This is a genomic window from Romboutsia sp. CE17 (assembly GCF_012317385.1).
In the GTDB taxonomy this organism is placed as follows: domain Bacteria; phylum Bacillota; class Clostridia; order Peptostreptococcales; family Peptostreptococcaceae; genus Romboutsia_E.
Window position 1 is genome coordinate 2,944,399 of record NZ_CP051144.1, and the last position, 13,705, is coordinate 2,958,103.

9 protein-coding genes and 2 rRNA genes are annotated in these 13,705 nt (G+C 35.2%); 9 read left to right on the plus strand and 2 right to left on the minus strand.

Annotation, left to right across the window (positions count from 1 at the left end; all coding sequences use genetic code 11):
- Positions 1–13 precede the first annotated feature (13 nt).
- The 6 genes from HF520_RS14345 (at position 14) to HF520_RS14370 (ending at position 5,889) form a co-directional block, all read left to right on the plus strand.
- Entirely contained in the window at positions 14–295 is a 282-nt protein-coding gene (locus HF520_RS14345) for an antitoxin (protein WP_168574561.1), read from the plus strand.
- Positions 243–653 (plus strand): type II toxin-antitoxin system PemK/MazF family toxin, encoded by a 411-nt coding sequence (locus tag HF520_RS14350; RefSeq protein ID WP_168574562.1) that lies wholly within the window; start codon positions 243–245, stop codon positions 651–653. The genes HF520_RS14345 and HF520_RS14350 overlap by 53 nt, the downstream gene beginning before the upstream one ends.
- Before the next feature lie 189 nt (positions 654–842).
- Positions 843–1,670: a transketolase gene (locus tag HF520_RS14355; protein WP_168574563.1), complete on the plus strand. Its 828-nt coding sequence runs from the start codon at positions 843–845 to the stop codon at positions 1,668–1,670.
- Positions 1,663–2,598 carry a transketolase family protein gene (locus HF520_RS14360; RefSeq protein ID WP_168574564.1) on the plus strand — a complete coding sequence of 312 codons (936 nt, stop codon included), beginning with the start codon at positions 1,663–1,665 and terminating at the stop codon, positions 2,596–2,598. Before HF520_RS14355 ends, HF520_RS14360 begins: the two co-directional genes overlap by 8 nt.
- Before the next feature lie 319 nt (positions 2,599–2,917).
- Positions 2,918–3,346: a hypothetical protein gene (locus tag HF520_RS14365; RefSeq protein WP_168574565.1), complete on the plus strand. Its 429-nt coding sequence runs from the start codon at positions 2,918–2,920 to the stop codon at positions 3,344–3,346.
- Between the two features lie 140 nt (positions 3,347–3,486).
- Complete coding sequence (locus HF520_RS14370) at positions 3,487–5,889, plus strand: Lon protease family protein (RefSeq protein ID WP_168574566.1); 2,403 nt, start codon at positions 3,487–3,489, stop codon at positions 5,887–5,889.
- 155 nt (positions 5,890–6,044) lie between these two features.
- Here HF520_RS14370 and HF520_RS14375 read toward each other — a convergent pair whose 3' ends face one another.
- Positions 6,045–6,626, minus strand: a complete 582-nt coding sequence (locus tag HF520_RS14375) for a 5-formyltetrahydrofolate cyclo-ligase (RefSeq protein ID WP_168574567.1) — start codon at positions 6,624–6,626, stop codon at positions 6,045–6,047.
- Between the two features lie 168 nt (positions 6,627–6,794).
- On the opposite strand from HF520_RS14375, the gene HF520_RS14380 reads away from it, so the two are divergent.
- Positions 6,795–7,946: a S41 family peptidase gene (locus HF520_RS14380; protein WP_168574568.1), complete on the plus strand. Its 1,152-nt coding sequence runs from the start codon at positions 6,795–6,797 to the stop codon at positions 7,944–7,946.
- A 477-nt stretch (positions 7,947–8,423) separates the two neighbouring features.
- On the opposite strand, the gene HF520_RS14385 is transcribed toward HF520_RS14380, so the two are convergent.
- Positions 8,424–8,615, minus strand: a complete 192-nt coding sequence (locus HF520_RS14385; protein ID WP_168574569.1) for a hypothetical protein — start codon at positions 8,613–8,615, stop codon at positions 8,424–8,426.
- Positions 8,616–8,968: 353 nt separating this feature from the next.
- Between HF520_RS14385 and HF520_RS14390 the strand changes: the two genes are divergently transcribed.
- Positions 8,969–10,469 (plus strand): 16S ribosomal RNA (locus HF520_RS14390).
- 294 nt (positions 10,470–10,763) lie between these two features.
- Positions 10,764–13,665 (plus strand): 23S ribosomal RNA (locus HF520_RS14395).
- The 16S and 23S rRNA genes sit together here, the layout of an rRNA operon.
- The last annotated feature ends 40 nt before the right edge of the window (positions 13,666–13,705 follow it).

The following is a 13,705-nucleotide window of genomic DNA, read 5'->3' on the forward strand; positions in this document are numbered from 1 at the left end:
GGGAGGCGATTTTGTGCATAATAAGAGCAAGGAAAAAATTGTGTTTACTTTACCTGACTCTCTTATATCTGAAGTAGATTATATTGTTCAGATGGAAAATAGTAACAGAGAAGATTTTGCAAAAGCTGCTTTTCAATTCTATATAACTCAGAAAAAAAAGATAGACTTAAAAGAGTGTATGATTAAGGGTTATAAAGAAATGGGTCAAATAAACTTATCCTTAGCTGAACTAGGTATGACGAATGAGGTATCTTCTGATATTGAATCTGAAGGGAATATGGCTCAAGTTGAGTAATGTTAACTTAGAGATTAAAAGAGGAGACTTGTATTATGCTGATTTAAGCCCAGTTGTAGGATCAGAACAAGGTGGAGTAAGACCTGTTTTGATAATACAAAATAATATAGGGAATAAATATAGCCCGACAGTTATTATAGCTGCAATTACATCTCAAATCAATAAAGCTAAATTACCTACTCATATAGAGATAAGTGCCAATGAATATGGGCTTAACAAGGATTCTGTAATTCTCTTAGAGCAAATTAGAACTATAGATAAAAAGAGAATAAGAGAAAAGATAGGTTGTCTAGATAATAACGTAATGTTAAAAGTAGATAATGGACTTCAAATAAGTCTAGGTCTATTCAGTATCTGAAAAGTTATTGATATTATATTAATATCAATAACTTTTTTTATGTAAAATTTGAAAAATATATAATATATATTTTATTTTAAAAATGGAGTAAAAAACTGAAGAGAAGTGGTATAATAATATGAGATTGGTATAAAAATGTACATTACATAATATTGATTTTTTTACTTTACAAACCAGGGAGGTAATTACATGAGAGACCATAAAGGATTAAATGAAATTACGCGTAGTATAAGAAAAGATATAGTTTCTATGATACACGGAGCAAAATCAGGACATCCAGGAGGATCATTATCATCAGTAGAGATATTAACAGCTCTTTATTTTGATGAAATGAATATAGATCCAACAAATCCAAAAATGGAGGATAGAGATAGATTTGTTTTATCTAAAGGACATGCAGCGCCAGTTTTATACGCTACTCTGGCTCATAAAGGCTACTTTGATAAAGAAGAGTTATCAGGATTAAGAAAAATGGGTAGAATGTTACAAGGTCACCCAGATATGAAAGGAACTCCAGGTGTTGAAATGTCAACTGGTTCACTAGGTCAAGGATTTTCTGTAGCGTGTGGTATGGCCATGGCATCTAAATTAGATAATGCACCATGGAGAGTATACGCTTTACTTGGAGACGGTGAATGCCAAGAAGGTATAGTTTGGGAAGCTGCAATGAGTGCTGCTCATTACAAATTAGATAATATGACAGCATTTTTAGATTATAATGGACTTCAAATAGATGGTAATACAGATGATGTAATGAGTTTAGGTTCAATAGTTGATAAATTTAAAGCTTTTGGATGGAATGTTATAGAAATAGATGGTCATGATTTTGATCAAATATTTGCATCTCTTGATATGGCAAAATCAACAATAGGCAAACCAACAATGATAGTTGCTAAGACGATAAAAGGTAGAGGTGTATCATTTATGGAGAACCAAGCTGGATGGCATGGAAATGCTCCAAATGATGAACATTTAAGAATTGCTTTAGATGAATTAGGAGGTAATTTCCATGAGTAAAATAGCTACTAGAGATGCATATGGGAAAACATTACTAAAATTAGGTGAGATAAATGATGATGTAGTTGTATTAGATGCAGATTTATCAAAATCAACAAAAACAAATGATTTTTCAAAGGCATTCCCAAATAGATTTTTCAATATGGGTATAGCAGAGCAAAACTTAATAGGAGCAGCTTGTGGTTTAGCAACAGCTGGAAAGATTCCTTTTGCAAGTACATTTGCGATGTTTGCAACAGGTAGAGCATTTGAAGTTATAAGAAACTCAGTATGTTATCCTAAATTAAATGTTAAAATATGTGCTACACATGCTGGTATAACAGTAGGTGAAGATGGAGCCTCTCATGAAAGTATTGAAGATATAGCTATAATGAGAGCTATACCTAATATGACTGTTGTAGTTCCTGCTGATGGAATAGAAACAGAAAAAGTAATATTAGAGGCGGCTAAATATAATGGACCGATGTATGTTCGTCTTGGAAGAAGTGCAGTTCCAACTTTATTCAATGAAGATTATAAGTTTGAAATTGGAAAAGGTTCAGTTGTTAGAGATGGAAATGATGCTACAATAATAGCTTGTGGTATGATGGTTAATGAGGCTATTATAGCTCATGAAGCGTTAAAATCAGAAGGTATAAATGTTAGAGTTATAAATATGTCTACTATAAAGCCTATAGATAGAGAATTAATAATAAATGCTGCTAAAGAAACTAAAGCAATAGTAACTGCCGAAGAACATAGTATAGTTGGTGGATTAGGTTCAGCTGTAAGTGAAGTAGTATCTGAAGAGTGTCCAGTAGTAGTTAAAAAAGTAGGAGTAAAAGATGTATTTGGAGAGTCTGGTACACCTGCTGAATTGCTAGAAAAACATGGATTAACAGCTAAACATATAGTAGAATCTGTTAAAGAAGCAATAAACAATAAATAATAAAAATATTTAGTTATTAAATATTATACTTTAGATATAGAATGTAGTATAGCATTATACTATTTTCTATATCTTTTTTTATTATTGTTATGTTTTTTAGTTAAAGTCTATAATCATTAAATCTATCTATTTTAAAAATATTTATTTATTGATGAAATACACATTTATATAAATTATACAACTACATAATTCTTATATTCATATTTTGCCTCATAGATATTACATAAGTATTTTATATTTATAAGTAAAAATTTATTCTATTAATAATCTTCTAACATATAGATTATATTCATATATTAGAATAGATGGAGGTGAGATTGTGAATATAAAATTTAATATGAAAGGTGTAGTTATAGGGGTTGCATTACTTTTTTTAGTTGTAGGAGGATTTTTATTTTTACCTAAAATGTTTATGGAGGATTCAACGCCTGTAGATTATACTATGATACAAAGGGAACAAATTCCAGAAAAAATATTGAATATAATGGATAAGTATACAAATGAAGAGAGAGCATTAGCTATAAAATTAGATGGTAAAATATATGTAATAGTTACTAGAGCTCAAAATAAAGATCAAGGTATACAAATTAATAAAATAAGCTTACTTAAGGATGAAGACAAAGATGTTATGAAAGTTGATATAACATATAGAGATAAATCAGAATCATATCCTTTTGTAGTTGCAGAAACAAACTTAAAAGATCTTCCAGATAGAATAGAATTAAATTCTTCAGAAGAAACTAATTAATAGTACATATAAGATTAAATAAAAAAATAGCTAGAAAAATATATATTTTTCTAGCTATTTTTTTATTTAAAGTATTAAATTGCTTATTATTTAATGATAAGTAGGGAAAAATAAATCAAATATAATTTAGAGGTGAAGCAATGTTAAATATAGATAAATATAGAGTTAAAGTTGAAGATTTGAAATATAAATGCTCTTTAGATGATATAGATTTTGAAAATACAGAGAATATTCGACCTATAGATGAAATTATAGGTCAGGATAGAGCAGTAAGTTCTATAGAATTTGGATTGAAGATGAAACATAAAGGATACAACATATATATATCTGGTGTAAGTGGAATTGGAAGAACTAGTTATGCAAAATCATTAATAAAGAAAAATGTAAATATGAATCAGAATTTAAAGGATTGGATATATGTAAACAATTTTAAGAATAATAATGAACCAGTTGCCTTATCGTTTAAAGCAGGAATTGGAAAAATATTTAAATATGATATAGATGATATAATCGAAAAATTAAAAATAGAGATACCTAAAATATTTAACTCTAAGGAGTATGAAAGCCACAATAGATTATTGATGACAGAGTTAGAGAATAATATACATAGTATAATTGATGATTTAAACGAGTTTGCAAAACCTAAAGGATTTAAATTTCAAATTACAGAAAGAGGCCTAATGAGTGTTCCTATCAAAGAAGATGGAACACTAATGGAAGAAGCTGAATTAGGAAATCTTACAGCGTCACAAATAGCAGATTTAAGAGAGCGAGGATTAAAATTAAATCAAGAAAGCAAGGATTATATAGATAAGATTAAGTTATGTGAAGATACTTATAAAAATAAATGCGATGAATTAGATAGAAATGTGGGTAGAAGTCTAGTTGGATTTTACGGTCAATATTTACTAAACAAATATGGAGAAGATGAAAAAGTAGGAAAATATATAAATGATTTATGTAATGATATTGTAAATAATATATCTAAGTTTAAAAAAGAACCTGAAGATGAAAAGAAAAATGCGATGTCATTATTTGGTATTATACCAAGTAAAAAAGATGATAAATTTTTAAACAAATATAAAGTAAATTTATTTATAGATAATAGCGAATGTAAAGAATGTAAGATAATAGTAGAAAGTAATCCTACTTACTATAATTTAACTGGATCTATAGAATATAAAAATGAAATGGGTTCATTAACAACAAGCTTTATGGAAATAAAACCAGGTGCTTTACATAAAGCGAATGGTGGATTTTTAATAATAAATGTAAGAGATTTATTATCTAGTCCTTTTGCTTGGGAATGTTTGAAAAGAACACTAAAAACAGAAGAAATAACTATAGAGTCATTAAATAAGCAATATGGATATTTAGTTACATCAACATTGAAACCAGAGCCTATAGATTTAGATCTAAAGGTTATTTTGGTAGGAGATAGTTATTATTATAGCGTTCTTTATGCTTATGAAGAGGATTTTAGAGATTTATTCAAGATAATGGCTGATTTTGATATAGAGATAGATAAAAATAAGGAAAATATATATAAAACTATTCAATTTATAGCTAACAAATGTAACGAATCAAATATTAAGCATTTTGATAAATCTGCTGTAGAGAGACTTATTGAATATAGTACAAGAATAACTGACAATAAAGAAAAGCTTAGTGCAAGATTTAATAAAATAGTTGATATGATTTACGAAGCGGATGCTGTTACAGATGATAGTGAACTATATGTAACAAGAAATGATGTTGAAGAAGCTATAAATCAAAGATTATATAGAAACAATAAATATGAAGAAAAATTAAATGAAATGTTTGAAGATGAAACTTTACTAATAGACCTAGATGGTGAAAAGGTAGGACAGATAAATGGACTTGCTGTTATGGGTACTGGAGAATATTGTTTTGGAAAACCATCTAAAATAACAGCATCTACTTATAGAGGAAGAAGAGGAATTATTAATATAGAAAGAGAAATAAAACAAAGTGGAAGTATACATGATAAAGGAGTATTAATTTTAAGTGGATATTTAGGGGCAAGATATGGCAAAGAAAAGCCACTATCTATATCAACTTCAATAACTTTTGAACAGAATTATAATGGAGTAGATGGGGATAGTGCTTCTAGTACTGAGTTATATGCAATTATATCCAGTATTGCTGACATACCTATAAAACAATATATAGCAGTAACTGGATCTGTAAGTCAAAAAGGTGAAATTCAACCAATAGGTGGAGTAAATGAAAAAATAGAAGGTTTTTTTGATGTATGTAAAATAAAAGGACTTACAGGTAATCAGGGTGTAATAATACCTATACAAAATGTCAAAAATTTAATGTTAAAAGATGAGGTTGTGCAAGCGGTTAAAGAAGGTATATTTAACATATACGCTATATCAACTATTGATCAAGGTTTAGAAATTTTAACTGGAAAAACAAAAAATGAGATAGATTCAAAAGTAAATGAAGTATTAGATAAATATAGAAAATTGGATAAAGAGAGTGAAACATATGAATCTAAGATAGATAAGAAGTAATATTATAAGATAATTTTATTAATAAAGCTGTAGTATATACAAATAAATAATAAACTACAGCTTTATTAATTATTTCAATTAAGGAAATAATATTATTTCGATGATGATGTATAGAGTTTTTGATGATAATAGTAAATCGAATTTTATATAAATGTTTAATTTTTAGGTATTAAAATTTGAGATTCCGTTATAATAAAGTCTAATTGAGCATCATGAGGTTCTCTAGGTACTTCATCAAATATTTGTAAGTCAAAAGCAATTCCAATAGTTTTTGCGTCAGGTCTTAAATTTACTAAAAATCTATCGTAAAATCCACCTCCATAACCAAGTCGATAACAATTTTTATCGTAGGCAACAGCAGGTACAATTACAATATCTAAATCTTTTACATTTATAGTAGGGGAACAATCTGGTTTTGGTTCTCTTATATTATAAGGTCCAAAAGTATTAACTGTTAATCCGTTTATTGGATCTGTAATTTGAGCTGGTATTAATTTATGTTCTTTTTTTAATGTTATTGGAGAAGCAACTGTCTTTCTTAAAGATATTAATTTTGTAATAAGATGGTCAGTTTTTACTTCATTATTAAAGTCTAAATAAAGCATAATCGTATTTGCTTCTTTTATACAATCCATTTCTAATATTTTTTCTGTTATTATAGATGAGTTTTTATTGATAAACTCAGAAGTTTGATTTTTTCTTTCAGATATAACCTTTTTTCTAAATTCTTTTTTCATTAAAATCAACCCCTTTACATTATGGTATAATATGGATATAAAAAATGATATACCTAATATAAATTCTAATATATGTACAAAACTTGAGCAACCGAATTGATAAATGGGTAATAAAAAGAATAGCTAGTCATATAATATATAGTAGATTATTTAAAGGAGATGCATTAAATGATATCAAAGAAAAAGGCCATAATAGGTTCAATAGTCTTAGTAGTAGTTACAGCTATGTTGACATCAACAGTTCAAATTGCACTTGGAAATAGAGTTGTAATATCTAAGGACTTATATGAAAGTTATAAGAAGTATAATAAGTTGATTGGATTAGAGCAAATGGTAGAAGAGGATTTTTACAAAGATGTTCAAGATGATGAGTTAGTACAAGGGGCTATAAAAGGTATGTTTTCAGGATTAGGTGATATATATTCTCAGTATTATACTAAAGAAGAATTTGAATTATTAAAAGAACAAACAAGCGGTTCATTTGTAGGTATAGGTGTTTATATAAGCCCAACGTCTGATGATGATTATATAACAATAATTTCACCAATAGAAGGTTCACCAGCTGAAAAGAGTGGGATAAAAGCAGGAGATAAAATTATAAAAGTAGATGATCAAAATGTTTATGCTGATGAATCAGACAAGGCAATTAGCATGATAAAGGGGAAAGAGGGAACTAATGTAAAGTTAACATTAAAAAGAGGTAGTGAAGAACTTGATGTGACAGTAAAAAGAGAAGAAATAATATCTAAAAGTGTTGATAGTAAGGTATTAGAAGATAATATAGGTTACATAAAAATAACATCATTTAATGAAAATACATATAAAGAATTTAAAGAAGCTTTAGAAAAATTAAAGAAGGATAATATAAAGGGATTAGCTCTAGATCTTAGAAATAATCCAGGAGGATTATTAGATGTTTGTAGCGAAATAGCAGATGAGTTAATAGGAGAAGGGACTATAGTATATACAAAGGATAATAAAGGTGATAAAGAATACCTAAAATCTGATAAAAATAAACTTGGATTACCAATAGCTGTACTAGTCAATGAAGGAAGTGCATCTGCATCTGAAATACTTACAGCTGCTATAGTGGATAATAATGAGGGAATAGCAGTTGGAACTACTACATTTGGAAAAGGATTAGTACAAAGTGTAAGAGAGTTGAAAGATGGTACAGGGTATAAATTAACAACAGCGCAATATTTTACTCCTAATGGAGACTATATAAATGGAAAAGGTATAGAACCTAAAATTATTGAGGAAGATGAAAGTAAGCAACTTGATGCAGCTTTAAGCTGGTTAAAAGAACAAATTAAATAATTGATAAAATAAAGATGGCATTGTTTATATAATCATAAATTAGTGCCATTTTTATTTTATATTATATGTATATATTTTCATGAATTAAATCATAATCATATATATGATTATATATACATTTTCAAAAAATAAGATAAATAAAATTAAAATGAAATTATAAATAAATTTATAAATGGAAAAAAATATATCATTTTGAAGCAAAAATAAAAAACTATGGTTATATTTAACAAAATTTGTATTAAAAATAAAAGGAAAAATAGAAAATGTATAGAATTAAAAAATTATAAAATTAGTAATATTAATGGGATGTGAGTTTATGAAAGAAAGCAGAGCAAAAATTATTGATTTGGACGAGTATAAAAATAAAAAGAAAAAAATAGAAGTGGATAGAGGAGAACTTTTGAAACTTATAAGAGAAATAGTTATGACAAAATAGAGAGCTTAATGCTCTCTATTTTTAAATTTAAAACAATAAACTTAAGACATTCTAAGGCCACTTATATAATCTTTAAAATTAGAAAAATCCTGGTCATTATCTAATTCTACAACTTTGGAACTCTCTGTATCAAAGTTTTTTAAATATATTGTATGGTTATTTTCGGCGTGATCATAGTAAATACATCTATATCCATCTTCATATAAATCTTTAATTTGATTAAATTTAGCCATATTATCATCTCCTTAAAATGCTTATATATATTTTTACAAAAAAGGTACAAAAGTATTCAAATATTAATTCATATGTAATTTATTATAAAAAATATATATAAATTATAAAAAAGTATTGACTATATTAAATTATGATGGTAAAGTATTACTTGTCCGAGAGATACGGATGAAAATAAAATGAAAGAAAGTCTTGACTAAGGGGTAATAACCTGGTAAGATAAGTAAGTCGAGAAAATGAACTTTGAAAATTAAACAGTAGGTTAATTTATATAACTTAAATTCTTTTATAAGAATTAAACACAAACAACCAAGCCAGATATTCAGATAATGATTAGCTGAGCGATGGACAACTTTTATTTGAGAGTTTGATCCTGGCTCAGGATGAACGCTGGCGGCGTGCCTAACACATGCAAGTCGAGCGAACCCTTCGGGGTGAGCGGCGGACGGGTGAGTAACGCGTGGGTAACCTGCCCTATACACACGGATAACGTACCGAAAGGTACGCTAATACGGGATGATATAAGAGATTCGCATGGATTTCTTATCAAAGCTCCGGCGGTATAGGATGGACCCGCGTCTGATTAGCTAGTTGGTAAGGTAACGGCTTACCAAGGCGACGATCAGTAGCCGACCTGAGAGGGTGATCGGCCACATTGGAACTGAGACACGGTCCAAACTCCTACGGGAGGCAGCAGTGGGGAATATTGCACAATGGGCGAAAGCCTGATGCAGCAACGCCGCGTGAGCGATGAAGGCCTTCGGGTCGTAAAGCTCTGTCCTCAAGGAAGATAATGACGGTACTTGAGGAGGAAGCCCCGGCTAACTACGTGCCAGCAGCCGCGGTAATACGTAGGGGGCTAGCGTTATCCGGAATTACTGGGCGTAAAGGGTGCGTAGGTGGTTTCTTAAGTCAGAGGTGAAAGGCTACGGCTCAACCGTAGTAAGCCTTTGAAACTGGGAAACTTGAGTGCAGGAGAGGAGAGTGGAATTCCTAGTGTAGCGGTGAAATGCGTAGATATTAGGAGGAACACCAGTTGCGAAGGCGGCTCTCTGGACTGTAACTGACACTGAGGCACGAAAGCGTGGGGAGCAAACAGGATTAGATACCCTGGTAGTCCACGCCGTAAACGATGAGTACTAGCTGTCGGAGGTTACCCCCTTCGGTGGCGCAGCTAACGCATTAAGTACTCCGCCTGGGAAGTACGCTCGCAAGAGTGAAACTCAAAGGAATTGACGGGGACCCGCACAAGTAGCGGAGCATGTGGTTTAATTCGAAGCAACGCGAAGAACCTTACCTAAGCTTGACATCCTTTTGACCTCTCCCTAATCGGAGATTTCCCTTCGGGGACAGAAGTGACAGGTGGTGCATGGTTGTCGTCAGCTCGTGTCGTGAGATGTTGGGTTAAGTCCCGCAACGAGCGCAACCCTTGCCTTTAGTTGCCAGCATTAAGTTGGGCACTCTAGAGGGACTGCCAGGGATAACCTGGAGGAAGGTGGGGATGACGTCAAATCATCATGCCCCTTATGCTTAGGGCTACACACGTGCTACAATGGGTGGTACAGAGGGCAGCCAAGTCGTGAGGCGGAGCTAATCCCTTAAAGCCATTCTCAGTTCGGATTGTAGGCTGAAACTCGCCTACATGAAGCTGGAGTTACTAGTAATCGCAGATCAGAATGCTGCGGTGAATGCGTTCCCGGGTCTTGTACACACCGCCCGTCACACCATGGGAGTTGGGGGCGCCCGAAGCCGGTTAGCTAACCTTTTGGAAGCGGCCGTCGAAGGTGAAACCAATAACTGGGGTGAAGTCGTAACAAGGTAGCCGTATCGGAAGGTGCGGCTGGATCACCTCCTTTCTAAGGAGAATTGCCTACTGTTTAATTTTGAGGGTTCATTTAACAATGAAACTCAATTAAAGAGGGCGTAGCCCAATGCGATTGTACTTGAGCAACGTAGCACGACCGAATGGGAGTGACCGTTGGCGACATGCGATAGCATTTTAGTACTTTGAAAACTGCATAACATTTAGTGATATGACATCATTTAATTATAAATAGACAAGACAAGTCTTTAAAATTACAAACTTTGAGCAATGGGATTTACCTGAATGAATATGAAGGTAAAGACATTGGCGAAGCATTTTAATAACTGGTCAAGTTATTAAGGGTGCAGGGCGGATGCCTTGGCACTAGGAGCCGATGAAGGACGTGATAAGCTGCGATAAGCTTCGGGGAGTTGCACGTAAACTTTGATCCGAAGATTTCCGAATGAGGAAACTCACTTAGAGTAATGTCTAAGTATCGTTAAGTGAATACATAGCTTAGCGAGGGGAACCCGGGGAACTGAAACATCTAAGTACCTGGAGGAAGAGAAAGAAAAATCGATTCCGTAAGTAGCGGCGAGCGAACGCGGAACAGGCCAAACCAATGAAGTTTACTTCGTTGGGGTTGCGGACATGTCATTAACGAAGAGGTATCGTAAGTGAAGAGAGTTGGAAAGCTCCGCTATAAAAGGTAATAGCCCTGTAGCTGAAACGAGAAGACTTTAGACATGATCCAGAGTACCACGGGACACGTGAAACCCTGTGGGAAGCAGGAGGGACCATCCTCCAAGCCTAAATACTACCTAGTGACCGATAGCGCATAGTACCGTGAGGGAAAGGTGAAAAGAACCCCGGGAGGGGAGTGAAATAGAACCTGAAACCCTGTACTTACAAGCTGTGGGAGCACATTTCTTGTGTGACCGCGTACTTTTTGTAGAACGGGCCAACGAGTTACGTTAAGTAGCAAGGTTAAGCACTTAAGGTGTGGAGCCGTAGCGAAAGCGAGTCTTAAATGGGCGATTTAAGTTACTTGGCGTAGACCCGAAACCGGGCGACCTATCCATGAGCAGGTTGAAGCGAAAGTAAAATTTCGTGGAGGACCGAACCCACGAGCGTTGAAAAGCTCGGGGATGACTTGTGGATAGCGGTGAAATTCCAATCGAGCCCGGAGATAGCTGGTTCTCCCCGAAATAGCTTTAGGGCTAGCCTCAAGGTTGAGAGAAGCGGAGGTAGAGCACTGAATGTCCTAGGGGGTATTGCACTTACCGAAGACTATCAAACTCCGAATGCCGTATTCTTATACTTGGGAGTCAGACTGTGGGTGATAAGATTCATAGTCAAGAGGGCAACAGCCCAGATCGTCAGCTAAGGTCCCTAAATGTACGTTAAGTGGTAAAGGATGTGGGATTGCACAGACAACCAGGATGTTGGCTTAGAAGCAGCCACTCATTTAAAGAGTGCGTAATAGCTCACTGGTCGAGTGATCCTGCGCCGAAAATTTCCGGGGCTAAAACGTACTACCGAAGCTACGGCATCATTATGATGGGTAGGGGAGCTTCGTATGCAGGTTGAAGCATGACCGTAAGGACATGTGGACAGTATACGAGTGAGAATGTTGGCATGAGTAGCGAGATGTGGGTGAGAATCCCACAGGCCGTAAACCCAAGGTTTCCAGGGGAAGGTTCGTCCGCCCTGGGTTAGTCAGGACCTAAGCCGAGGCCGAAAGGCGTAGGTGATGGACAACAGGTTGATATTCCTGTACCACCAATAACCGTTTGAGAGATGGGATGACACAGTAGGATAAGCTAACCGTACTGTTGGTTATGTACGGGCAAGCATTGAGGCAGTTCCTATAGGCAAATCCGTAGGAATAATGCTAGGATGTGATGCGGAGCGAAATTTAGTAGCGAAGTAGCTGATTTCACACTGTCGAGAAAAGTCTCTATCGAGGTTAAAGGTGCCTGTACCGCAAACCGACACAGGTGGGTGAGGAGAGTATCCTAAGGCCAGCCAGAGAACTGTTGTTAAGGAACTCGGCAAAATGACCCCGTAACTTCGGGAGAAGGGGTGCCTGCATTTGCAGGCCGCAGAGAATAGGCCCAAGCGACTGTTTACCAAAAACACAGGTTTCTGCTAAGTCGCAAGACGATGTATAGGAGCTGACGCCTGCCCGGTGCTGGAAGGTTAAGGGGATCTGTTAGAGCAATCGAAGCAGTGAACTTAAGCCCCAGTAAACGGCGGCCGTAACTATAACGGTCCTAAGGTAGCGAAATTCCTTGTCGGGTAAGTTCCGACCCGCACGAAAGGCGTAACGATTTGGGCACTGTCTCAACAACAGACTGGGTGAAATTGTAATACCGGTGAAGATGCCGGTTACCTGCGACAGGACGGAAAGACCCCATGGAGCTTTACTGTAGCTTGACATTGGGTCTTGGTACTACATGTACAGGATAGGTGGGAGACTATGAAGCGTGAACGCCAGTTTGCGTGGAGTCACCCTTGGGATACCACCCTTGTAGTACTGGGACTCTAACCATAGGCCATGAATCTGGTCTTGGGACACTGTCAGGTGGGCAGTTTGACTGGGGCGGTCGCCTCCCAAAAAGTAACGGAGGCGCTCAAAGGTTCTCTCAGTACGGTCGGAAATCGTACGTAGAGTGTAAAGGCACAAGAGAGCTTGATTGCAAGACATACAGGTCGAGCAAGGACGAAAGTCGGACTTAGTGATCCGGTGGTTCCGCATGGAAGGGCCATCGCTCAACGGATAAAAGCTACCCTGGGGATAACAGGCTTATCTCCCCCAAGAGTCCACATCGACGGGGAGGTTTGGCACCTCGATGTCGGCTCATCACATCCTGGGGCTGTAGTAGGTCCCAAGGGTTGGGCTGTTCGCCCATTAAAGTGGTACGCGAGCTGGGTTCAGAACGTCGTGAGACAGTTCGGTCCCTATCCGTCGCAGGCGTAGGAAATTTGAGGAGACCTGTCCTTAGTACGAGAGGACCGGGATGGACGCACCTCTGGTGTACCAGTTGTTCTGCCAAGGGCATAGCTGGGTAGCTAAGTGCGGAATGGATAAGCGCTGAAAGCATCTAAGCGCGAAGCCGACTTCAAGATAAGATTTCCCACCGTAAGGGTAAGACCCCAGGAAGACTACCTGGTTGATAGGTCGAAGGTGTAAGTGCAGTAATGTATTTAGCTTATCGATACTAATAGGTCGAGGACTTGACCACAATTTAAATGATAAATTCTAAATGATATGCAGTTTTCAGA

What these genes read in the sequence shown, in the direction of transcription:
- HF520_RS14370 (WP_168574566.1), top strand. Translation starts at nt 3,487, where the DNA reads ATGTTAAATATAGATAAATATAGAGTTAAAGTTGAAGATTTGAAATAT.
- HF520_RS14385 (WP_168574569.1), bottom strand. Translation starts at nt 8,615, where the DNA reads ATGGCTAAATTTAATCAAATTAAAGATTTATATGAAGATGGATATAGA.
- HF520_RS14380 (WP_168574568.1), top strand. Translation starts at nt 6,795, where the DNA reads ATGATATCAAAGAAAAAGGCCATAATAGGTTCAATAGTCTTAGTAGTA.
- HF520_RS14355 (WP_168574563.1), top strand. Translation starts at nt 843, where the DNA reads ATGAGAGACCATAAAGGATTAAATGAAATTACGCGTAGTATAAGAAAA.
- HF520_RS14375 (WP_168574567.1), bottom strand. Translation starts at nt 6,626, where the DNA reads ATGAAAAAAGAATTTAGAAAAAAGGTTATATCTGAAAGAAAAAATCAA.
- HF520_RS14350 (WP_168574562.1), top strand. Translation starts at nt 243, where the DNA reads ATGAGGTATCTTCTGATATTGAATCTGAAGGGAATATGGCTCAAGTTG.
- HF520_RS14360 (WP_168574564.1), top strand. Translation starts at nt 1,663, where the DNA reads ATGAGTAAAATAGCTACTAGAGATGCATATGGGAAAACATTACTAAAA.